At 73.1% G+C, this 21,908-nt stretch carries 15 protein-coding genes and 1 tRNA gene; 9 read left to right on the top strand and 7 right to left on the bottom strand.

The annotated features are described in order from the left end of the window. Window positions 1-10: 10 nt before the first annotated feature. Entirely contained in the window at window positions 11-4,327 is a 4,317-nt protein-coding gene (locus tag WMF17_RS44655; RefSeq protein WP_437647022.1) for a protein kinase domain-containing protein, read from the bottom strand. 276 nt (window positions 4,328-4,603) lie between these two features. Between WMF17_RS44655 and WMF17_RS44650 the strand changes: the two genes are divergently transcribed. Continuing rightward, window positions 4,604-6,079 (top strand): sigma 54-interacting transcriptional regulator, encoded by a 1,476-nt coding sequence (locus WMF17_RS44650; protein ID WP_437647020.1) that lies wholly within the window; start codon window positions 4,604-4,606, stop codon window positions 6,077-6,079. A 79-nt stretch (window positions 6,080-6,158) separates the two neighbouring features. On the opposite strand, the gene WMF17_RS44645 is transcribed toward WMF17_RS44650, so the two are convergent. After that, window positions 6,159-6,599 (bottom strand): deoxycytidylate deaminase, encoded by a 441-nt coding sequence (locus WMF17_RS44645; protein WP_437599632.1) that lies wholly within the window; start codon window positions 6,597-6,599, stop codon window positions 6,159-6,161. Window positions 6,600-6,867: 268 nt separating this feature from the next. On the opposite strand from WMF17_RS44645, the gene purD reads away from it, so the two are divergent. The 4 genes from purD (at window position 6,868) to WMF17_RS44625 (ending at window position 10,772) form a co-directional block, all read left to right on the top strand. Continuing rightward, window positions 6,868-8,205 carry a phosphoribosylamine--glycine ligase gene (gene purD / locus WMF17_RS44640; RefSeq protein ID WP_437599631.1) on the top strand — a complete coding sequence of 446 codons (1,338 nt, stop codon included), beginning with the start codon at window positions 6,868-6,870 and terminating at the stop codon, window positions 8,203-8,205. Between the two features lie 196 nt (window positions 8,206-8,401). Continuing rightward, window positions 8,402-8,851 (top strand): hypothetical protein, encoded by a 450-nt coding sequence (locus WMF17_RS44635; RefSeq protein WP_437599630.1) that lies wholly within the window; start codon window positions 8,402-8,404, stop codon window positions 8,849-8,851. Window positions 8,852-9,041: 190 nt separating this feature from the next. Next, window positions 9,042-9,920, top strand: a complete 879-nt coding sequence (locus WMF17_RS44630; RefSeq protein WP_437484597.1) for an FHA domain-containing protein — start codon at window positions 9,042-9,044, stop codon at window positions 9,918-9,920. A 3-nt stretch (window positions 9,921-9,923) separates the two neighbouring features. After that, entirely contained in the window at window positions 9,924-10,772 is an 849-nt protein-coding gene (locus WMF17_RS44625) for an FHA domain-containing protein (RefSeq protein WP_437599629.1), read from the top strand. Here WMF17_RS44625 and WMF17_RS44620 read toward each other — a convergent pair. The 3 genes from WMF17_RS44620 to WMF17_RS44610 all read right to left on the bottom strand — a co-directional run bounded on the left by WMF17_RS44620 (window position 10,663) and on the right by WMF17_RS44610 (window position 12,740). Beyond that, on the bottom strand, window positions 10,663-11,307 hold the full coding sequence (locus WMF17_RS44620) for a DciA family protein (protein ID WP_437651467.1): 645 nt from the start codon (window positions 11,305-11,307) through the stop codon (window positions 10,663-10,665). The genes WMF17_RS44625 and WMF17_RS44620 overlap by 110 nt on opposite strands. 321 nt (window positions 11,308-11,628) lie before the next feature. Beyond that, window positions 11,629-11,711, bottom strand: a tRNA-Leu gene (locus WMF17_RS44615). 165 nt (window positions 11,712-11,876) lie between these two features. Then, window positions 11,877-12,740 (bottom strand): Crp/Fnr family transcriptional regulator, encoded by an 864-nt coding sequence (locus WMF17_RS44610; protein ID WP_437599627.1) that lies wholly within the window; start codon window positions 12,738-12,740, stop codon window positions 11,877-11,879. A gap of 374 nt (window positions 12,741-13,114) precedes the next feature. On the opposite strand from WMF17_RS44610, the gene WMF17_RS44605 reads away from it, so the two are divergent. Both WMF17_RS44605 and nadE read left to right on the top strand, forming a co-directional pair. Then, window positions 13,115-14,053 carry a hypothetical protein gene (locus WMF17_RS44605; RefSeq protein ID WP_437647018.1) on the top strand — a complete coding sequence of 313 codons (939 nt, stop codon included), beginning with the start codon at window positions 13,115-13,117 and terminating at the stop codon, window positions 14,051-14,053. An 11-nt stretch (window positions 14,054-14,064) separates the two neighbouring features. After that, window positions 14,065-15,984 carry an NAD(+) synthase gene (nadE, locus tag WMF17_RS44600; RefSeq protein WP_437599625.1) on the top strand — a complete coding sequence of 640 codons (1,920 nt, stop codon included), beginning with the start codon at window positions 14,065-14,067 and terminating at the stop codon, window positions 15,982-15,984. Between the two features lie 25 nt (window positions 15,985-16,009). Here nadE and add read toward each other — a convergent pair whose 3' ends face one another. Next, the gene (gene add, locus WMF17_RS44595; protein WP_437599624.1) at window positions 16,010-17,200 is read right to left on the bottom strand and encodes an adenosine deaminase; all 1,191 of its coding nucleotides are present in this window, start codon (window positions 17,198-17,200) and stop codon (window positions 16,010-16,012) included. A gap of 57 nt (window positions 17,201-17,257) precedes the next feature. Further along, the gene (locus WMF17_RS44590; protein ID WP_437599623.1) at window positions 17,258-18,604 is read right to left on the bottom strand and encodes a vitamin K epoxide reductase family protein; all 1,347 of its coding nucleotides are present in this window, start codon (window positions 18,602-18,604) and stop codon (window positions 17,258-17,260) included. Between the two features lie 163 nt (window positions 18,605-18,767). Here WMF17_RS44590 and rnr point away from each other — a divergent pair, with 163 nt between their 5' ends. Together rnr and WMF17_RS44580 are read left to right on the top strand one after the other, a co-directional pair. Continuing rightward, complete coding sequence (rnr, locus tag WMF17_RS44585) at window positions 18,768-21,131, top strand: ribonuclease R (RefSeq protein ID WP_437599622.1); 2,364 nt, start codon at window positions 18,768-18,770, stop codon at window positions 21,129-21,131. A 287-nt stretch (window positions 21,132-21,418) separates the two neighbouring features. Next, window positions 21,419-21,901, top strand: a complete 483-nt coding sequence (locus tag WMF17_RS44580) for an MSMEG_0572/Sll0783 family nitrogen starvation response protein (protein WP_437599621.1) — start codon at window positions 21,419-21,421, stop codon at window positions 21,899-21,901. Window positions 21,902-21,908 lie beyond the last annotated feature (7 nt).

Below are 21,908 nucleotides of genomic sequence, written 5' to 3'. Positions count from 1 at the left end.
GGGTCGCCCCTCAGGGCCGCGCGAGCACCGCGCGGCACTCGTCCGCCCGCGCCGCGAGCTCGCCTTCGCCGAAATGCGCCACAAGCGAGGCGGAGAGCTGCGCCGCGGCGGCCTCTGCGCGAGGGCGTGTCGAGGCGTCGCGCAGGCCCGCGCGGCAGATCCTCGCGAGGCCGAGCGCCACGTCGGCGAGGTACACGCGCCCGCCGCCCACCTCGGCGAGGCGCAGCGCCGTGCAGCCGGACTCGAGCGCCTCGCCCACGTGGCCGGCCGTGAGCAGCGCCGCGGCGAGGTTGCGGTAGGCGTCCGGGAGGTCGGCGCCGGCGCCGGACTGCTCGCCCAGCATCACCGCGCGCCGCGCGTGCTCCAGCGCGGCGTGCGGGCGCGAGAGCCGGAGCTCGACCTCCGCGAGGTTGTTGTGCCCCGAGGCGATCGCCTGGAGATCGCCGAGCCGCTCCTTCAGCACGAGCGCGCGGGCGAACACCTCCCGGGCGCCGCCGAGATCGCCCCTCGCGAACAGCACCGCCGCGACGCCGTTCAGGGCGAAGCTCAGCGCCTGCGGGCACGCGCGCTCGTCGACGGCGCGCGCGGCCTGGCGGTAACAGCGCTCGGCCTGCACGAGCCGGCCGCGCGAGTAGAACACCGTCCCGAGCGCGAGGAGCAGCTGCGACGCGGCCTCGCGTCGGCGGCCGTCGCCGGGCGGCAGCGTCGAGCAGACGCGCAGGCTCCGGAGCGCGACAGCGCGGCAGGCGTCGAGATCGCCGTCGCGCCGGTGGAGCGCCGCGAGCAGGCCGACCATGGGGAGCGCCTCCGGGGCGACCCCACCGCGCTCCGCGAGCGCGATCGCCCCCTCGACGAGCGCGCGCGCCTCGGCCGTCGCGCCGCGCACCTTGAGCGCGAGGGCGAGGCGGAAATCCGCGCGCGCATCCCAGAGCAGCGCCGCGTTCGGGTCGTGCGAGGACGGCGCGGCGGCGCGCCGCTCCACGCGGAGGATCCGCGCCCGCGCCTCGTGGTAGGCGCGCTCCGCCTCGTCGAGGCGGCCCGCCCGCCGGAGCGCGTCGCCGACGTCGAGCAGGAGCCCCGCGCGCTCGTGCCAGGCGAACAGCCGGCGCTCGCCGCCCCCCGGCGCGGCCGCCGACGGGGCGCGCGCCGCGGCGCCGACCGCCGCGGCGCCGCCCCCGGCGCTCGCGTGGATCTCCCGGGCCCGCTCGAAATGGCGCAGCGCCTCGGCGTTCTGCCCGAGCGACGACGCGCCCGCCGCGGCGCGCGCGTGGGCGAGCGCCGCGCTCCGTGCGTCGCCGCCGCGATCGTGGTGGAGCGCCGCGAGCGCCGCCCCGACCTCCCCGGGCCCCCGCGGCGCCGCCGACAGGCCGTCGAGCCACGAGGCGACCGCGCGGTGCATCGCGCGGCGCACCTTGAGGCTCAGCGTGTCGTAGGCGATCTCCTGGGTCGCCGCCTCGGCGAAGACGTACTCGCAGTCCTCGGGGAAGATCGACGCGTCGCGCGCGCGGATGAGCTGCTGATCCCGGAGCCGGCGCAGCACGTCCGAGGTGCTCGAGGCGCCGCCGTCGAGCGGCGCGACGCCGCGGAGGTGATCGATCGCGCCCTTCCAGAACGTCCTGCCGACCACGGCCGCCTGCGCCAGGGCGGCCCGCGCCTCGCCGTCGAGCCGATCGAGCCGCGCCTGGACGATGCCCTGGATCGTCGCCGGCAGGGAGAGCCGGGCGAGCTTCTCCTCGTGCAGGATCCACGGCTCGCCGGCGCGCCGCTCGAGCGCGCCGACGTCGATGAGCAGGTACAGCGTCTCGGTCAGCGTGAGCGGGTTGCCCTCGGCGCGCTCCGCCAGGGCGCGGATGGCCTCCGCAGAGCAGCGCGCGACGAGGCGCAGGCGATCGCGGGCCATGTCCTCGACGTGCCGCCGCGACAGCGGGCCGAGATCGAGGCGCGCGTGGCTCGCCTTCCCCTCGCCCCAGTGCGGCCGCCGATCGTAGAGCTCGGGCCGCGCTGCGCCGACGAAGAGGAGCGGCGCGTCCGAGACGCGCACGGCCAAGTCGTCGAAGAGATCGAGGCTGGCGTCGTCCGCCCAGTGGATGTCGTCGAGCAGGACGACCACGGCCCCGCGCGCGCCCATCGCCCGCAGGAGCACCGCGACGGCCGCGGCCACCCGCTTCTTGACCTCCGCGCCGCCCTCGTCCGGGACGATCGCCGTCGCGGACACGACGGGCGCCGGGCGGGGCGGGCAGAGCACGGCCGCGACCTCGGCCAGCGCGTCCTCCAGGGCGAGCGGATGGGGCGCGCCGCCGGCCTCGCCGCCCGCGCCTGCCCCGGAGGCGCCCGTCCTGAGCTTGCGCAGGACGACGTCGCGCGCGTCGTCGTCCTGCATGCGGAAATGGGAGCGCAGGAGCGACGCGGCGAGGTGGTAGCTCGCGTCCATCGACAGCGAGGAGCACGCCGCGCCGAGCACGACGCACGGGTCCGCCTGCGACAGGGCCGTCGCCCGGATCTCCGAGAGGAGGCGGCTGCGCCCGATGCCGCCCGCGCCGACCACCGAGACGAACATCGCGCGCCGCTCCGCGACGACCGTCTCCAGCGCCTCCGAGAGCCGCTGCACCTCCGCCGCCCGCCCGACGAAGCGGGTGCCCTGGCCGAGGAAATCGGACCCGGCGATCGATCCGCTCGCGGGCCTGAGGACGCGGAAGCTCGGCACTCCCCCACCCTGCGGCTCGACCTGGAAGAGCCCGGCCACCTGCCGGAACGTGGGCTGCGCGATCAGCACCGCGCCCGGCGCGGCGGCCTGCTGGAGCTGCGCGGCCGCCTTCATGGCCTCGCCGGAGGCGTCGACCGGGGCGCCCGGCCCGGCCGCGCCGCTCACGAACAGCCTCCCCGTGCTGATGCCCACGCGCAGCCCCGGCCGGCACCCCGGCGGCAGCTGGACGCGGAGCGACGTGGCGTCGATCGCGGCGAGCTCCAGCCCGGCGCGGACGGCCCGCTCGGCGTCGTTGTCGCTCGCGCGCGGCGCGCCGAACAGCGCGGTGACGGCGCCCTCGCTCCGGCCGTTCACGACGCCGCCGAGGCCCTCGACGCGCTCGCGGACGAGCTCGAGGCAGGCCTCGCGGAGCTCCATCTCCTGCTCCGGATCGAGCGGCGCTTGCCCGTCGCCGCCGGCCACGATCTCCGCCGAGAGCACGGTGCAGACGCGGTACTCGCCCGCAGACTGCGCGATCTTCGCGGCGCGCGCGGGCGCCGCGAGGGCGGGGCGCGGCGCGCTCCAGCCCGGCGCGGGCGCGCGATGGGCGTTCGCCAGCGTGACCGCTATCGGATCGACCGGCCTCGGCGCGGCGCCGCGGCGCGCGGCGGCGAGCGCCTCGCCGAGCTCCCGCGCGTCCCGGAAGCGCGCAGCGGGCTCGACCGCGACGGCCCGCCCGATGACCGCCTCGAGCTCAGCGCTCGCCTCGACGCCCAGCCCCGCGAAGGACGGCCGCCTGCGCGGGTCGACGCAGGCGACGTAGAGATCGGCCCAGTCGCTCCCGTCGATCGGCTGCTTCCCCGAGGCCAGCTGCAGCAGGATGAGCCCCAGCGCGAACACGTCTGTCCAGGGCCCGGTCGCGCCCAGCCTCGGATTGAACTGCTCCGGAGCGCCGTAGAGCGGCGTGAACGCGTGCAGCGTCCGCGATACCGCGAGCTCCTGCGTCGTGTCGGAGGCGGCCCCGCCAGGCGCCGACGCCGCCGATCGCCTCGTCTCGACGAGCGCCCTCGACAGCGGCATCGACGCGTCGATCACCTTGGCGATGCCGAAATCGACGATCTTGATCGTCCTCGCGCCCGGAGGACCGACGAGGAACAGGTTCGCCGGCTTGATGTCGCGGTGCGAGACGCGCTCGTCGTGCGCCATCGCGAGCGCCGACACCGCCGGCGCGAGGAGCTCGATCGCCTCGTCGACGGGGTGCGGCCCGCGCCCGGCGGCGCGACGCGCGTCGATGTGCTGCGCGAGCGTCTCCCCCTCGAGCCACTCCATGACGATGTACGGCGTCCAGTGGCCCTCCGGCGAGGTCGCGGCGGAGACGTCGAGCGCCTGGACGATGCCCGTCGTCCGGCGCGAGAGCCGGTGCAGCAGCCGGGCCTCCCGCTCGAACATGTCGAGCAGCGACGCCTGCTCTTCCGTAGAGAAATTCGCTGGCAATTTCAAACACTTGACCGCGACCTGCTCCTGGAAGCCGAGGTGCGTCGCCCGGTAGACCACGCCGAACGCCCCCTCCCCGGCCACGGCGTCCACCAGCAGCTTGCCGCCCAGGGTGCTGCCCACCCAGCCGAATGGGTCTCCCGCGATCATCCGCGGAAATTCTACCGCCCGGGCCGCGGCCCCGGGAGCGCGCCGCCTCCGCAAGGCGACGATCGCCGCCCCGCGCCACCGCCGGAAGCCGGGGGAGCAAAGCGAGCGCGACAGCAGTCGCCCTGCGCGCGCGTCCGTGCTACGCAGCCGCCTGCAGGGCGCGCCCTCGGTCCTGGCTACCGTCCTGCGCGAGCTGCCGCAGCGGTCCCCGGGACGGATCGCACGCGTGCAGTGGAAGGGCGTCCTCGGGCGTCGGGCGCGACTCTGGGGTGCGATGTGGCTGAGCCGGAAGTTCTTTCCCGCGATGGTGGCCCGCTCGAGGTCCTGATCATCACCCAGAGCTCGATGAGCACGCGGCCGCTGCCAGGCTCCGGGAGCGTCGTCCTGGGCAGGGACGAGGACGCCGGCCTCTGCGTCCCGGACTCCTCGGTGTCGCGCCGGCACGCGGTGCTGCACCTCGGCCCGCCGCTCCGGATCGAGGACCTCGGCAGCAGCAACGGGACCCGCGTGCGCACCCGCCACAGCAGCGCGGCGACCGAGCGCCTCATCGACGTCGGCAAGGGCGAGCCCGCGCGGGACGGCGCCGTCGAGCTCTCGGCCGGCGACGTGATCTACCTGGGCGCCGCGCGCGTCATCCTCCGGCAGAAGGACGGCGAGCGGGGCGCGCGCAAGGACGTCATCGTCAAGGACGACGCGATGCGCGCCGTCTACGAGCTGGCCGAGCGCGTCGCGAAGGGCCCCATCAACATCCTGCTCCTCGGCGAGACGGGCGCCGGCAAAGAGGTGCTGGCCGAGTCGATCCACAGGGCCTCGCCGCGCGCGGGCCGGCCCCTCCTGCGCCTGAGCTGCGTGGCGCTCTCCGAGTCGCTGCTCGAGAGCGAGCTGTTCGGCCACGAGCGCGGTGCCTTCACCGGCGCCGTCCGGGCGAAGCCGGGGCTGCTCGAGACGGCCGAGGGGGGCACGGTGTTCCTCGACGAGATCGGCGAGCTGCCGCCCTCGATCCAGGCCAAGCTGCTCCGGGTCATCGAGGAGCGGAAGGTGATGCGGGTCGGCGGCCTGACCCCCACGAAGATCGACGTCCGCTTCATCTCGGCGACGCACCGCAACCTCGAGGTCGAGGTGAGCCGCGGCGCGTTCCGGCAGGACCTGTACTTCCGGCTGAACGGCGTGACCCTCACCATCCCGCCGCTGCGCGAGCGGCCCGGGGAGGTCGCGGCGCTGGCGCAGCTCTTCGCGGAGCGCACGACGAAGGAGCTCTTCCCAAGCGAGGCGAGCGCCGCGGCCGTTCCGCTCTCCCCGGCGGCCCTGGCCGCGCTCCAGCGCCACAGCTGGCCAGGCAACATCCGGGAGCTGCGCAACGTGGTCGAGCGCGCGGTGATCCTCGCCAACGGGGCACCCATCGGGCCGGAGCACCTGCTCCTCTCCCCCCTCGCCGATCCCACCCGTCCATCGCATGAGCCTAGCCTTCCGGTGCACCCGTCGCAGGCGCCCGCCTCGGCGGCCGCGTCCCCGAACGCGAAGGTGAATGCGAGGGGCGTGCCCGACGGCGCGAGGGGCGTGATCGACGGCGCGGGCGCGAGCCCCACACGGCTGCGCGACACCATGGAGGCCCACGAGCGCGAGCGCATCGTCCAGGCGCTCGAGCAGTGCATGGGGAACCAGACGCGCGCCGCGGCGCTGCTCGGGATCTCGCGGCGTACGCTGGTGGAGCGCATCCGCGTGTACGGGCTGCCGCGGCCGCGCAAGGCCTGAGCGTTGCCCGAGCGTTGCGCAAGACGCCGCGCGCGTTGCGCGAGGGCTCGCTCAACCGAGCGCCCGCGCGCGCAACGCCTCAGGCGGGCGTCTCGCGCGGCGAAAGCGGGGCGAGCTCGATCCCGAGCTCGGTGGCGAACCGGAAGATGCGCTCGTCGCGGTAGAACTCGCCGAAGACGACGCGCGAGATCCCCGCGTTCGCCATCATCTTGAAGCACCCCCAGCAAGGCGAGGCCGTGACGTAGACCGTCGCGCCATCGATCCGCACCCCGTTCCGCGCGGCCTGGATGATCGCGTTGGCCTCCGCGTGGATCGTGCGCACGCAGTGGCCGTCCTCGATGAGGTGCCCCTCCTCGTCGCAGTGGGGCAGCCCCCGGATCGAGCCGTTGTACCCGGTCGCGAGGATGCTCTTGTCGCGCACGATCACCGCGCCGACGTGCTTCCGGTCGCACGTCGCCCGCGACGCGACGACCTCGGCGATGCGCATGAAGTATTCATCCCACGAAGCTCGGTGAGTCATCGCTCGTCTCCACGACGGGGATCCGCGCCCGCTGCCCCCTCGATGCCCAGGGATCCGCGCCCGCTGTCCCCTCCAGAATGTTCAGGGATCCGCCCTCCGGTCACCCCGCGAGGAGGCCCGGCGATGCGCGCCCGCGGCCCTGGCTGAGCCGCGCCGCGCGCCCTGCGGGCGCTTCTATCACGATGTCGGGCGCCGCGGCGCCTCTCGCGGACGGGCGACCGCGCGAGGCGCCTCGACAGCGAGGGCCGCCGCGTGGTAGCGCGCGTGCGTGAGCTCCACTGCGAAACCACCCCGGTCAGATCGCCGCATCCTCGTGCTCGGCTCGGGGGGGCGCGAGCACGCCCTCGCCCGCGCGTTCGCCCGATCGCCCTCGGTCGCCGAGGTCGTCGTGGCGCCCGGGAACGCCGGCACCCAGGCGCAAGGCGGCGCCGGCCGCGCGCCGATCCGCCGCGCCGACCTCGCCGCCCTGTCGCCCGACGAGGCGACCCGGCTCGCCGTCCGCGAGCGCGCCGACCTGGTCGTCATCGGCCCCGAGGCGCCCCTCTGCGCCGGCGTCGCCGACGCGCTCACCGCCGCCGGCATCGCCGTCTTCGGGCCGAGCCTCGAGGCGGCGCGCCTCGAGGGGTCGAAGGCGTTCCTGAAGGAGTTCGCCGCGCGCCACGGGATCCCGACCGCGCCGTTCCAGATCGCGCGCTCCTTCGAGGAGGCCACCCGCATCATCCGCGAGCGCGGCGCGCCCATCGTCGTGAAGGCCGACGGGCTCTGCGCCGGCAAGGGCGTCGTCGTCGCGACGACCGTCGACGAGGCGCTCGCGGCGGCGAAGGACATGCTCGTGGATCGCCGCTTCGGCGACGCCGGCGCGACCGTGATCCTGGAGGACGCCATCCAGGGCGAGGAGGCCAGCCTGCACGCCCTCAGCGACGGCGAGGCGATCTTCGTCCTGCCGGCGGCGCGCGATCACAAGCGCGTCGGCGAGGGCGACACCGGGCCGAACACCGGCGGCATGGGCGCGTTCGCGCCGAGCGCCAGCGTCACCCCCGCCCTGGCCGCGCGCGTCGAGCGCGAGATCCTCCGGCCGACGATCGACGGCATGCGGGCGGAAGGGAGGCCCTTCCGCGGGGTGCTGTTCGCGGGGCTGATGATCACGCCCGCGGGGGATCCGATCCTGCTCGAGCACAACGTCCGCTTCGGCGATCCCGAGTGCGAGGCGCTGATGGAGCTCCTCGAGGGCGACGTCGCCGAGCTCTGCGCGTCGGCCGCGGCGGGCGCGCTGGATCCCGGGGCGGCGCGCGTCGTCCCCGGCCGCCACGCGCTCACCGTCGTCCTCGCGGCGCGCGGCTACCCCACGGCGCCCGTGACCGGCGACGCCATCCGCGGCCTCGACGCCGCGGCGGCGGTCGAGGGCGCCTTCGTGAACCACGCGGGCACGGCGGAGCGGGACGGCGCGATCGTGACCGCGGGAGGCCGCGTGCTCGCCGTCACCGCGGCGGGCGGCTCGCTCGCGGAGGCGCGGGAGCGCGCGTTCCGCGCCGCGAGCGCGATCGACTTCGACGGCAAGGTGCTCCGCCGCGATATCGGGGTGGACGGAACGCGCGCCGCCGGGTGAGGCGCGGCGCCCGCGCGCGCCGGCGCGGCGCTTGACCCTCGGCCGCCTGTCGTGCCTATCGTCGTCTCACGAGGGCGCGCGATCGCCGCCCAGACCGTCCGCCGAGGTGCGCGGCGACGCGGCTTGCCGGGGAGCGCATCTGCCACAGAGAGAGGGGGGCGGCGCGGCGTCGTTCCAGAGGCGAGAGCGCGACACCATGGAGCCCATCATCGATCTTGCCCCGGGCGCGGAGGAGAACGCGCTCGCCGCCCACTTCGGCCGGCTCATCCGCGAGCACCTCGGCCGTGACCCGCGGCGCGTGTCCGATTTCCGGGCGCTGCGCGGCGCGGTGCTCGTCGTCGCGCAGGACACCGGCACGTCGATGACGATGCGCTTCGATCACGGGCGCCTCACCGTCCATGACGGCGCCATCGGGATCCCCACCGTCACGTTCTGCGGCGACGAGGCGGCGCTGCGCCGGCTCCCCGACATCGCGTTCCACCGCTGGCTCAGGCTCCCGAAGGTGGGCCTCTTGCACCGCCGCCAGAGCGGCCCCCTGCGCGAGCTCGCGCGGCTCGTGGCCAGCGGGGAGCTCAAGATCTACGGCCTCCTCGCGCATCCGCGGCTCATCCTCACGTTGCTCCGGGTCCTCTCGAGCCACCCCTGAGCTCCGACCCGCCTCCGACCCGCCTCCGACCAGGCCGCCCGCGCGGGGCGTCGACCAGTGCGACACTGTAAGACGGCAACGGACGTCGCCGTCCGCGGTCCAAGACCGGTCTTGTGGGCTTGCAAACCTTTGCTACGCAGCCCGGAAGCTGGCTTTTGACGGCCTGTTGGGCTGTTGGTATGGCTCGATCATGGGCATCCGATTGCGCTACCTCGCCCACGATCTCGAGGTGCCGCTCGGCGAGTTCTTCATCGGACGGAGCGCCGACTGCCAGCTGTCGCTCGACGACCCGCTTGTGTCGCGCAAGCACGCGCTCTTGACCGTGGGCGAGGGCGGCGTCGCGATCGAGGATCTCGGCAGCCGCAACGGCGTGCTCATCAACGGGACCCGGATCACGGGGCGCCAGCTCCTGTCGGACGGCGACAAGATCGCGATCGGGGGGCAGGAGATGTTCCTGCTCGGGGCGATCGAGCCGAGCTCGACCCACTCTCCGCGGAGCGCGCCGCTCTGGACGAGGCAGCAGAACGCGCGCACGGTCGACATGAGCGAGCTGTCCTCGGGCGAGGACGACGGCGCGACGGCCATCGCCTCGCGCAGGTCGCTGCCCGGGCTCATCCCGCAGCACCCGGACAAGCGCGTGCACGCGCTCAGCCTCATCGGCAGCGTCGCCGACAAGGCGCTCGCCCTGGGGCGGGTCGACGAGGCCGAGCGCATCCTCCAGCGCTCGCTGGCCGACATCCTCACCAAGGCGCGGGAGGGGGGCGTCGGCGCCGTCCAGCCCGAGCTGGTCGAGAAGGCCAGCACGTACGCCACCCGGCTCGCGGCGGCCACCGGCCGGGGCGCGTGGATCAACTACATCTTCGAGCTGAATACGCGGCTCGAGCTCCTGCTTCCCGCCTACCTCGTCGATGAGCTGTATAGTGTCCTGCGCAAGGTGAAGGCCGTCGACATGTCGATTCTCCGTGGCTATGCGAAGCGGCTCCGCGAGCGTGCAGGAGAACGTACCCCGGCGGAGCGGTTCATCCTCCAGCGAATCGAAGGGCTCGAGCGCCTCGGCGCACTGAAATAGACCATGCCTTTCCGCCTCCGGTACTTGGCGCACGATTTCGAGCTCCCCGAAGGGCCCTTCGTGATTGGCCGGAGCGGCGACTGCCAGCTCTCGCTCGACGATCCGCTTGTGTCGCGCCGCCACGCCACGCTGCAGGTGCGCAACGACGGCGTGGCCGTGCTCGATCTCGAGAGCAGGAACGGCGTGTACGTCAACGGCTCGCGCATCTCCGGCCAGCGCGAGCTGACCGACGGCGACCGCATCATCATCGGCAGCCAGGAGATGCTGCTCTACGGCGGCGAGGAGTCGCGGCCCCACGACGCCTACGGGGTCGAGTTCCGGCGCGCGACGGCGACGCTCGGCGCGATGGCGCTGACCGAGATGCGCAAGATGTCGGACGACCCGACGGAGCTCACGAGCCCGACGGGCGACGGCGGATCGAAGGGCTTCCAGTCGCTGCGCCTGCTCGCGAGCCTCGCCGACAAGGCGCTCGCGATGGGGCGGAGCGAGGAGGCCGAGCGCATCCTGCAGACCGTGCTGATCGACATCCTGAGCCGCGCGCGGACGAACGTGCCGCTGGAGATGCCCGCCGCGGAGCTCGCCGCGCGCTACGCGGCCCGGCTCGCCGGCGCCACGACCAAGGGGACCTGGGTCAACTACGCGTTCGAGCTCTTCACGATCGCGCGCCGCCCGCTGCCCGGCCCCGTCGTCGACGAGCTCTACACCGTGGTCCGCCGCGTCAAGACGCTCGATATCCAGCCGCTCAGGATCTACCTCGACGACCTGCGCCGGATGGCTCCTTCGTTCGGTCCGACCGAGCGGTTCCTGATGCAGCGGATCGAGGGTCTCGAGCGGCTCGTCGCGGCGAAGTAGCGGCCTCCGCCGCGTCGTCCGGCGCCGCGGTCGCACGCGAGGGCACGCGCGGGGCCGGCGCCGCGGTCGCACGCGAGGGCGGCGCCGCGGTCGCACGCGAGGGCGGGGGCGGCGAGGCCGCAGAGGGGGCCGGCGGCGGCGCGTTGCGAGGGCGCGCGCTCGCCTCCGCTTGCTGCCAGCCGAGGTTGGTCGCGGCGGCCTTCGCGATCGCGTCGCGCAGGTCGGGGTCCGCGACCTTCCCGAGTTCCCGCCGCACCTCGAACGGAAGCGGCGCCTCCTTCGGCGCCGAGCGGACCTCCTCGCGCCACGGCGGCCGCGCGACCGCCTCCACCTTGCCGACGCGGAAACGGAGCGACTGCACCGGGAGACCGCGCGCTCGGAGCTGCGCGGTGATGACGTCGCCGAGCATCGAGAGCTCCTGCGCCCACGTCGAGCTCGCCGCACGGACGTGAAGGACGCCGCGCTCCAGCTTGAGCGGCCGCGCGCGCGCGGCGATCCGGGACCCCACGGCGGCCTCCCAATCGCGGAACGGCATCGGCGCGGTGTCGACCTCCGCCGGCGCCGCGAGCGCGGACTGCCGCTGGATCATCGCGCCCAGCCGCTCGATACCTCCGCTCCGACGCGCCATGCGCGCCGAGCGTAGCAGCCTCACGGCTCCCTGTTCCGACGGAGCGCGGCGTCCAGCTCGCGCAGCGTCACGGACGGCCGGCCCCCGCCGCGCCGTCGTGCGAGCACGACGCCCAACGGTCAACCGCCGGCGCCCTCACCCCGCCTGAAGGGCCCGGAACTGCAAGCGATTTCATCAACAGCGGACGAGATCCGCGCTCGTGCGCCTCGTCCAAGGATTCCGCATCAGTACCGAAGGTGGGACTCGAACCCACAAGCCCTTGCGGACAGCGGATTTTGAATCCGCCGCGTCTGCCATTCCGCCACTTCGGCTCAGCGCTCCGATGTTCGTGCGCTCCGCGAACCGTAGATCACCGGGCACGACCCTGGCAACGGTCTGACGCAACGGTCTGGAACGGTCCGGGAGCAGCGAGGAGAGCGAGGCGGCCCGGCGCCGGGCCGCGCGGCGGCAGCGGCGCCGGGCCGCGAGGCGCGAGCTCACACCACGAAATCCAGCATCTGGAGGCGCGTCAGGTAGTCCTGGAGCACGGCGGCGTACTCGTCGATCAGGAGATCGAGCTGCACCAGCGCGCCGTGGTTGTCGACAGAATCGATGGTCCCGCTCACCGGGATCTCGCGCGCGGGCAGGACGAGCACGCCGCTCCAGTGGGCGCCCTTCGCGGCGTCGCGGAGCCCGGCGAGGCGCAGCCAGCCGTCGGAGAGCTCGATGACGGGGACGAGCGCGCCGCTGTCGAGCCGGACGGAGCTCTTCAGCGTGTGCGCCGGCTCGACCATGTAGTGAGAGCGCCGGTTCTTCTCGATGAGCTCCTCGAGCGTCGCGCAGATGACCTTGCTCAGCGGCGTCTCTTCGCTGTCGAGCACGAGCTCGAGCAGCCGCTTCATCGCCTTCTGCGTGCGGATGAGGTTCGCGCGCACCTCCTCGAGCCGCCGCGCGTCGCGCCGGATCTTGCCGGCCACGACGTTGAGCAGGTTGTTGTAGAACGGGTACGCGACGTCCCCGTGCTCCTCGAAGAAGTCCCGCAGCTCGGCGACGCCGATGCGCCAGATCTCCGAGGGCTGCGTCGTCACCGCGGTCGTCGTCCGCCGGAAGCCGGTCAGCGCGCCGAGCTCGCCGATGGGCGAGATGGGGCTCAGCCGGAAGCGCGTCTCGCCCCCCTCGAGCAGCGCGACCTCGCCCTGGACCAGGAGGAGCAAGTGCGTCGGCGCGCTCCCGGCCTCGAAGAGCACCTGGCCGGATGGGACCTCCTGGCGCTGGAACGCCATCATCAGCTCGTCGAGGTGGTCCTCCGTGATTCTCTCGAACAGGGGGATCGCGTGCAGGTCGGAAGGACGGACCGCCATGGGGTGATACTCCTCTTCAACGTGGGTCGGGCTCCGCGTCCGCAGCGTCGCGAGACACGGATCCTTGCGGCGCGCACGGCTCGGCGTGAACCGCGGGAGCGGCATCCTACTCCAGGTTCCGACGCGAGGAAGAGGGATGGCCGACCCGCCGCGAGGCGCGAGGCGGACCGCGATCCCGCGCACGTTCTCGCATCGCCGCCGGGTCGCCGCGCCGCGGCGCGCCCCACATCGGTGGCTCGACGCAGGGGCACGCGACGCCGCGCGGACGCGCGTCGACACGCCGCGGGGAGGGCTTGCCCCGCTGGCAGGATGGAGTAGGTGCCGGTAACGTCGCCCGGGTGATGCCGTCCGTTCGTCAAGGGCTCCTCGCCGCGATGCGCCTCCCGCCGCTGCGGCTCATCGTCGTCGGCCTCGCCCTCGCCGTCGTCGCGTGCGGCTCCGCGTCGTCGACGACGCCGGTCAGCGCGGAGACGGCGCCGCCGCCGAGGCCGCGCAACGCGGCCGCCATCGCGCAGTCGATCGCCGGGGGGAAGGTCTCGGTGCTCGTCTACGCCGACAGGACCCGGGGCCACCCCATCATGCCGCGGCTCGCGGCGCTCGATCTGTGGGGCCCCGTGCTCGCCGGCACGGGCCTCGATCCGGAGCGGGACCTCGAGCGCGCCTTCATCACCGCGCCGCGAGCGGACGCGGCCCATGAGGCGGTGATCGTCCTCGAGCACAACGTGCCGCCGGAGAGGCTTCAGTCGGGGATCGACACGCTCCTCTCGCGCAGCCAGCCGCCGGGCACCGAGGAGAGCGGGCTCGGCGTGCCAGCCGTGCGCGTGACCATCAAGGGGCACACGCGCGTCGTGGCGACCGTGGAGCCGAGCTTCCTCGTGGTGCTGCCGGTGACGCGGGCGCGCGAGGCGCGGCGCTTCATCGGCACGGGCGGCTTCCCCGACCCGACCGGCGAGGAGGCCGCGATCGCCGCGGCGATCGACCCGGCGCGGACGCTGAAGGGCCCGCGCCAGGCGCCCCGCGTGCCGCCCACCCTGAGGTCGCTCGAGGCCACCGTGACGCTGACAGAGGACGGCGGCGCCCTTGTCGCGCTCGACGGCGCGAGCGAGAGCCGCGAGCACGCCGCGCGCGACGCGGCCTTCCTCAACGAGGAGTTCGACCGAACGACCTCGTTCCGCATCGCCGTCGTGACGGTCCGGGTCGTCGATCCGATCGGGTTCTTCGCCGAGGGAGACCGGGTGAAGGCGAACCGGCGCGTGACGCCCGGAGAGCTCGACAAGCTCTTCACCCTGCTCAGCGCCGTGCTGCCGCGCTAGGCTGCCGCCCGATGCGACTCGTCAAGATCGGAATCGCCAGCGTCAACGCGACCGTCGGCGCCGTCCGCTCGAACACGGACCGATGCCTCGCGCTCGCCCGCTCGATGGCGCGCGACGACGTCACCCTGGCGGTCTTCCCGGAGCAGGTGATCGGCGGCTACGCGCCCGAGGACCTCGTGCAGTGGCCGGCGTTCGTCGCGAGCCAGCAGCGCGAGCTCCGCCGGTTCGCCGAGGAGACCGCGTCGCTCCGCACCGTGTTCGTCATCGGGGTGACCGTCGGCGTGGGCGGAGACCTCTTCAACGCCGGCGCCATCGTCCACGCCGGCGAGGTGCTCGCCTTCTCCCCGAAGGAGAAGCTGCCGACGTACAACATCTTCTACGAGGCGCGGACGTTCTCGCGCGGCATGCCGTTCATGGAGCTCGACGCCGACGGCGTGTTCTGCGGCGACCGCATCTTCGCCTTCGATTTCGGGACGATCGCCGTCGAGGTGTGCGAGGACATCTGGTCGCCCGACGGGCCGATGCGGCGCCGCTGCTACGCGGGCGCCGAGATCGTCTGCAACATCTCGGCGTCGCCGTTCCGCGCCGGGGTGACCGGCACGCGGCGCGAGATGATCGCGACCCGCGCGGCGGACAACCAGTGCACGATCGCCTACGCGAACCTGGTCGGCGGCAACGACGGGCTCGTCTTCGACGGCGGCGGGTTCGTCAACCAGAACGGCCGCCCGATGCTGGACGCGCCGCGGTTCCGCGAGGGGTTCTCGACGGCCGTCGTCGACCTCGACCGGACGACGCGCTGCCGCCGCGAGGCGAGCACCTGGCGCAGCGACCTCGAGGAGTTCCGCCGCGCCTCCCCGCACATGGTGGACGTCCTCCGGATCGGCGGGGAGACCGCGGACCGCTCGCGCCTCGCCTACCCCGCCCCGCCCCCGGGCACGACCCCGTTCCTGCCCTCGGCGACGCGGCCGGCGATCTCGGCGCGCGACGAGCTGCTCGACGACTTCTACGACGTGCTCGCGCTCGGCGTCGCCGATTACTACCGCAAGATCGGCGCCTTCAAGAGCATCGGCCTCGCGCTCTCGGGCGGCCGCGACTCGCTCCTCACGCTGCTCGTCGCCTGGCGCGCGGTGCAGCTGCTCCACCCGGACCTCGAGGGGGAGGCGCTGCGCGAGCGGATGAAGACGTCGCTCCACGCGTTCTTCATGCCCTCGCGCTACTCCAGCGACGCGACGCACCGGGCCGCCGCGCAGATCGCCGACGAGCTCGGGGCGTCGTTCGCGGTGATCCCGATCGAGGACGCGTTCCCCCGGGAGCTCGAGGCCGCCCAGGCGATGGTCGGCGAGGGCCGGCAGCTCACCGAGCTCACGAGGCAGAACGTGCAGGCGCGCATCCGCGGCGGGCGCATGTGGAACTGGGCGAACACGAGCGGCGCGCTGTTCCTGCAGACGGGCAACATGAGCGAGAAGGCGCTCGGCTACACCACGGTGGGCGGCGATCTCGAGGGGGCGTTCAGCGTCATCGCCAACGTCCCGAAGACCGTGGTCGTCGCGCTGCTCGAGCGGCTCTCGCAGCGCTTCGGCTTCAAGGGCATCCAGCAGACGCTCGCCACGACCGCGGGGCCCGAGCTCGCCGAGAACCAGTCCGGGGAAGCCGAGCTCATGCCGTTCGAGGTCCTCGACGCGTGCCTCTACCTCTACGGCGCGGAGAAGCTCGCCGCCGACGAGCTGGCGACCGCGCTCCCCAGCCTGTTCCCCGACAAGGACCCCGCCGCGCTGGGGGCGTGGGCCGAGAAGTTCGCGACCCTGTTCTCGAGATCGATCTTCAAGTGGGTGCAGTCCCCGATCGCGATTCACCTCGGATCGCTCGATCTCGACCGGGAGCGCGCGCTGCAGCTGCCCGTGGTGCAGCGGACCGAGTGGAAGGGCGGCTGAGCCCCGCCCGCGCGGCGGCGGCGCGTCAGTTGGCGGCCTTCTCCACGGACGCATGGGCCCCCTGCCTGCCGTCCTTCCCGTCGGGCGAGGCGACCTCGTGGACCTCGTGGACCTCGTAGCCAGGGGCCGCCTGGGGCGGGGCGGCGCGGATCGAGCCGTCGGCGGAGAAGCGCTCGAGCTCGTCGGTGACGCGGCGGAGGTACGCCTGCTTGATGTGGAACGGCAAGAAGGCGCTCTTGAAGCCGGCCACGATGGTCGACTTGATCTCCTTCAGGCCGAATCCCATCTTCGTGTGGCAGTGCCAGAGCTCGTGCGACACCGTCGTGTCGGTGACGAGCCGGTTGTCGGTGTTGACCGTCACGCGCAACCCGAGGCTCTGGTAGAGCTTCAGCGGGTGCGAGGCGAGGTCGCGCACCGCGCCGGTCTGCACGTTCGAGGACGGGCAGCACTCGAGCGGGATCCGGTGATCGTTGATGTAGTGGAGCAGGCCGCCGTCCTCGCGCAGGCGGCAGCCGTGGCCGATCCGGTGCGCGCCGCAGACGTGCAGCGCCTGCGCGATCGACTCGGGGCCGTAGGCCTCGCCGGCGTGGATGGTGCAGTTGATGTTGTTCTGGCGCACGAGCTGGAACGCCGCCTTGTGGTGCTTCGCCGGGTGGTCGTACTCGGCCCCGGCGAGGTCGAACCCGACCACGCCGCGGCTCTTGTAGGCCACCGCGAGCTCCGCCATCTCGAGCGACGACTCCGGCGAGATGTTGCGGATGCCGCAGACGATGACGTTGCTCTCGATGCCCAGCGCGTCGCGCGCCGCCCTGAGCCCGGAGAGCACCGCCTCGACCACGCTCGTGAGGCGCAGGCCGAGGCGGGTGTGCAGCATCGGCGAGTAGCGGACCTCCATGTAACGGACGTTCTCGCGCGCGGCGTCCTCCGCGAGCTCGTAGGCGACGCGGTAGAGCGCCTCCTCGGTCTGCAGGACGCGCAGCGTGATGTCGAACGCCTTGAGGTACTCGACGAGCGAGCCGCAGTTCTGGCCCAGGTTCATCACCTTGCGCAGCTCGGGCGGCTCGTACGTCGGGAGCTCGACGCGGTGGCTGCGGGCGAGCTCGATGATCGTCTCGAGGCGCAGGGAGCCGTCGAGGTGGACGTGCAGATCGGTCTTGGGTAGCTGGCGGAAGAACTCCAGCGGCAGCCTGGCGGTTAGCTCTGGATGATCACTCATGAGCTATTCTGTCACCCGCCGACCAGCCGCGAAAGGCAGCAGCGGGCACGGCGCGGCTCACGATCGCTCGGGCGGCGAGGGCGGCGCGCTGCCCTGGCCCGCCGAGCGATCCCTGCCGCCGACGACCACGGCGACCGCGGAGACCCCGAAGAGCGCGACGAAGAGCCACGGGAGCGGCAGGCTGAGCGGATCCCCGGCGGCCTCACGGCGCAGCGCATCGCGGAGGCGATCGGGGTTGTAACCCACCACGAGCCGCCGACCGACGTAGGTCGCGGGGAGACCACGCGCCTCCATCCGCCCATAGAGCGCGACGTCCGCGTCGATGGCGGCCTGCGTCTCCGGCGCGGCGAGGCAGGCCTGGAGCTCGGTGACGGAGAGCCCGAGCGGCGCGAGGACGGACGCGACGCGCGCGTCGGTGAGCCTGCCGGACGACGCGCTGTAGAGCAGCGCCGCGGCCTGCTCGCGCTTCTCCGCGGGCGTGCAGACGTAGGCCTTCGCCGCGGGGAGCGCGCCGGGGTGGCTGGGGAGCGGCACCATCTTGCGCACGTGGCGCAGGCGGTCGCCGTAGGGCTCCTCCATCTTGGTCATCTCGGGGTGCAGCCTGCGACAGAAGGGGCACTCGAAGTCGGTGAACGCGACGACCGTGATCTTGCCGGGCTCCTGCAGCGCCGCGAGCTCCGGCGGGAGCGGCGGGATGACCGGGTGGTTGCCCCAGAGGAACGGCAGGCCGATCGCCGCCACGGCGGCCGCGCCCCACGCCGTGGTGCGCCGCAGCCCGCCCTGCGCGGCGCGCTCGAACGCCGCGCGCGGCATGCGCCACGCCTGCCAGGCGACGAGGGCGGACGTGACCGCGGCCGCGACGGCGGCGAGATCGACCGCGACGCACCACGCGCAGAACGCGCCGAGCGCGAAGGCCTGCAGCCCGAGGAGCACCGTGGCGCCGAGGCCCCCGGCGGCCGACGCGGCCGCGAGCGCGACGTGGTGCCAGCGCTCGCGCGCGAGCAGCGAGGCGGCGAGCAGCGTGGTGTAGGCGGCGAGCCCGAGGTTCGGCAGCGGGACCCCGAACAGCCGGCTGTACGGCGAGATCCGGACGGCGAAGCAGCCCGAGCTGACGCCGCAGAACGCAGGGTCGCCAGCGTTCTGGTACTCGACCACGAGCGCCGCGCTCGCCGCGATGGCGACGAACAGCGCGAGGCGGAAGAGCGTGACGAAGAACCGGACGCATCCGGCCTGCCGCTGCTCGGCCGAGGGCGCAGGCGCCTCGGGGCCCGCCCGAGGAGCGTCCAAGGATTCACTCGCGGCCTGTCTGTCGCGGGCCGGACGCACCGCGAAGACGTTGCCCCTCCCGGCGAGGAAGACGAGGACCATCAGCGCGAGGAGCAGGGCGATCGAGTTCAGCAGCATCGGTCGTGGCGGATCGAGAGAAGTGGGCTCGAGGCATACCGGACCCGGGCGGAGACAGCCAGCGAGAGGAGACTCGTGCTAGTCGAGTTTCATGGGTTCCTCATCTCGCGGAGATTCCGCGACCACCGGCTCCGGCGCGCGTCGCCGGGAGGCTGTTGTCGCCGTGGTCGACCTCTTGTCCTCCTTCAAGCGCGCCCTGCACGCGAACGAGATCGCCGAGCGCCTCGGGGTCGATCCGAGCCGGTACACGAAGCTGCAGCGGCTGCTCGAGGAGCTGTCGCTGGAGGGCAGCATCGTCGCCCTCCCCGGCCAGCGGTTCCGCACGAGCCGCCAGCAGGTCGAGGCCCGCGGCGCCGAGCAGGAGGGGACGCTGACCGTGAACCCGCGCGGCTTCGGCTTCGTGGCGCTCGGCGGGGCGGCCGAGGACATCTACATCTCGCCCGAGGCGATGGGCGGCGCGCTCCACGGCGACACCGTCGCGGTGCGCATCGCGACGCGCTCGCGCCGGGGCGTGGAGGGGGAGATCGTCCGCGTCATCAAGCGGCGTCACGCGCGCGTGGCGGGCGTGCTGCGGCGGCGAGGCAGGAGCGCCTGGATCGAGCCGGATGACGGGCGCGTCCGCGGGCCGATCGTGATCGTGCCCCGCGAGCCGGGCGGGCCGCTCCTGCCGCCCGACGCCGAGGACGGCGCGGCGGCGGTCGCGTCGATCGTCCGCTTCCCGGACCTGCCCGACGAGAACCCGGAGGGCGTGATCGAGGCCGTGCTCGGGGCGCCGGGCGACCCGAACGTGGAGGTCGCCAAGATCCTGATGCGCGAGGGGATCGAGGAGGAGCACGCGCCGGAGGCGATCGCCGAGGCCGAGGCGTTCGGGGGCGAGGTGCCGGCCGAGGCGCTCGAGGGGCGCACGGACCTCACCCACCTGCCCATGCCGACGATCGACCCGGAGGACGCCCGCGACCACGACGACGCGGTCTGGGTGATCCGCGAGGAGAACGGCTATTACCGGGTCTGGATCGCGATCGCCGACGTGTCGCACTACGTGCAGCCGGGCAGCGCGCTCGACCAGACGGCGCTCGGGCGGGGCAACTCGATCTACCTGCCCGATCGCGCGATCCCGATGCTGCCGCGGGCGCTGTCGTCGAACCTGTGCTCCCTGCTGCCGGGCGTGATCCGGCTCTGCCTGTGCGTGGAGGTCGAGCTCGACGCGGCGGCGACGGTGCGGAGCGCCCGCGTCATCGAGGGGTACATCCGCTCGATCGCGAAGCTCACCTACCCCGGCGTGGCGCGCGCGCTCGGCTTCACGCCCGAGCCGCCGCGCAGCCCGGAGGCCGAGGCGCTCAGGACCGACCTCCAGGTGATGTGGGACCTCGCCCGGCTGCTCCGCGGCAAGCGGATGCGGCGCGGCGCGCTCGATCTCGACCTGCCCGAGGCGAAGGTGGTGCTCGACCCGGAGACGGGCGCGCCCGTCGACGTGCAGAAGCGCAGCCACGACCCCGGGGTGGCGAAGGCCTATCAGCTCATCGAGGAGATGATGCTCCTGGCGAACGAGACCTGCGCGCAGTTCGTGGTCGACCAGCGCATCCCCACCGTCTTCCGGTACCACGCGCCCCCGGACCAGGCGAAGCTCGAGCGCTTCGCGACGATGTGCGGGGAGCTCGGGCTCGCGTTCGACCCGGAGGACGCGACCGACCCGAAGCGGCTGTCGGTGTTCCTGAAGAAGCTCGACGCGCACCCGCAGAAGCAGGTGCTGCACATGCTCCTGCTCCGCGCGATGAAGCAGGCGGTGTACGACGTGGCCAACGTGGGCCACTTCGGTCTGGCCTCGAGCGCTTACCTGCACTTCACCTCGCCCATCCGGCGATACCCGGACATCACGGCGCACCGGGCGATCCGCGCGGTGCTGCGCGGCGAGAGCGTCGACAGGAGCGATGAGGCCATCGAGCGGCTGCGCGAGGCGGCCATCACGTCGTCGGAGCGCGAGCGCAAGGCGATGGAGGTGGAGCGCGAGGTGGTCGACCTGCACCGCGCGCTCCTCATGCGCTCCCGGCTCGGGGACACCTTCGAGGGCACCGTCACGGCCATCGTGGGGACGGGCGTCTACGTCAACATCGAGGATCCGTTCGTCGACGTGCTCGTTCGCATGGAGTCGCTCGGCCCGGATCAGTACGAGATCGACGACGAGGGGCTGCGCGTCCTCGGCCGCCGGTCGGGGGACCGGATCGCCATCGGCGACGCGATGCTCGTGCAGATCGAGGACGTGGCCATCCTCCGGCGCACCATCTACGGGCGGCGGCTCGCCGGAGGCGCGGCGTCGGACGAGGCGAAGCCGCGCCGCGCGCGGCGCGAGGCGGCGGACGCACGGCCAACTCGTCGTGTCAAGACCAGCAAGCGCACGATGCCCGCCAAGGGCATGACGACCAGCAAGAGCGCCAAGGGCAGCAAGAGCGCCAAGGGCAGCAAGAGCGCCAAGGGCAGCAAGAGCGCCAAGGGCGGCAAGAGCGCCAAGGTGCGAAAGAAGCAGCGGTAGCAGGGCGCCCGAGGGCGCGACTCTCCACCGGCATTCCCCGCCGGCCTTTGCCGCTCGGACACACGAGCGCCAAACACCTCTCAAGCCACGTTCACGCGCGCGAAACCTCCTCGAAATCGCCGAGACGAGCCCTCGAAACAATCGAGGCTCGCATCGACGCGATGTCCCACAATCGCACCTCTTCCGCGGCGGACACCCGCTCAAAAAGGGGGAAGGCGCCTGCATTTTTCTTGCGTCCAGAAAACCGCTATGGTCTCAACTATCTCATTCTAGGAGAGAGGTAACCAATGCCGAAGCCGACGTATCCCGCCTACAACGCTGGTGACTTCCTGGTCGATTACGAGGAGAAGGTCTTCGAAGACGTCAAGGCGAAGCCGGGAGAGAAGGCGCTGGTTACCTTTCACACCGTGGCCTTCGAGGGCTCGATCGGCCTCGTCAACGTGCTGACGGCGATCCGCCTTCAGCGTAAGGGGTTTGAGACATCCATCTTGCTGTATGGGCCGGGCGTCACGCTGGGGCTGCAGCGCGGCTTTCCCAAGCTCGGCAGCGAGGCGTTCTCCGGGCACCTCGCCGTGAACCAGCAGATCGGCCGGTTCATGGAGGAGGGCGGCAAGGTCTACGCGTGCCGGTTCGCGCTGCAGGCGCTCTACGGCCACGGCGAGCACGCGCTGATCCCGGGCATCAAGCCCATCAGCCCGCTCGACGTGCTCGACATCCAGCTGATCCACCGCCGGGACAACGCGTTCGTTGTCCACTCCTGGACGCTCTGACCCGAGC

Origin of the sequence: Sorangium sp. So ce362, assembly GCF_051519845.1 — a bacterium.
Taxonomy (GTDB): domain Bacteria; phylum Myxococcota_A; class Polyangia; order Polyangiales; family Polyangiaceae; genus Sorangium.
The sequence above is the reverse complement of the archived record's forward strand: the minus strand, read 5'-3'. Positions and strand labels throughout refer to the sequence as shown.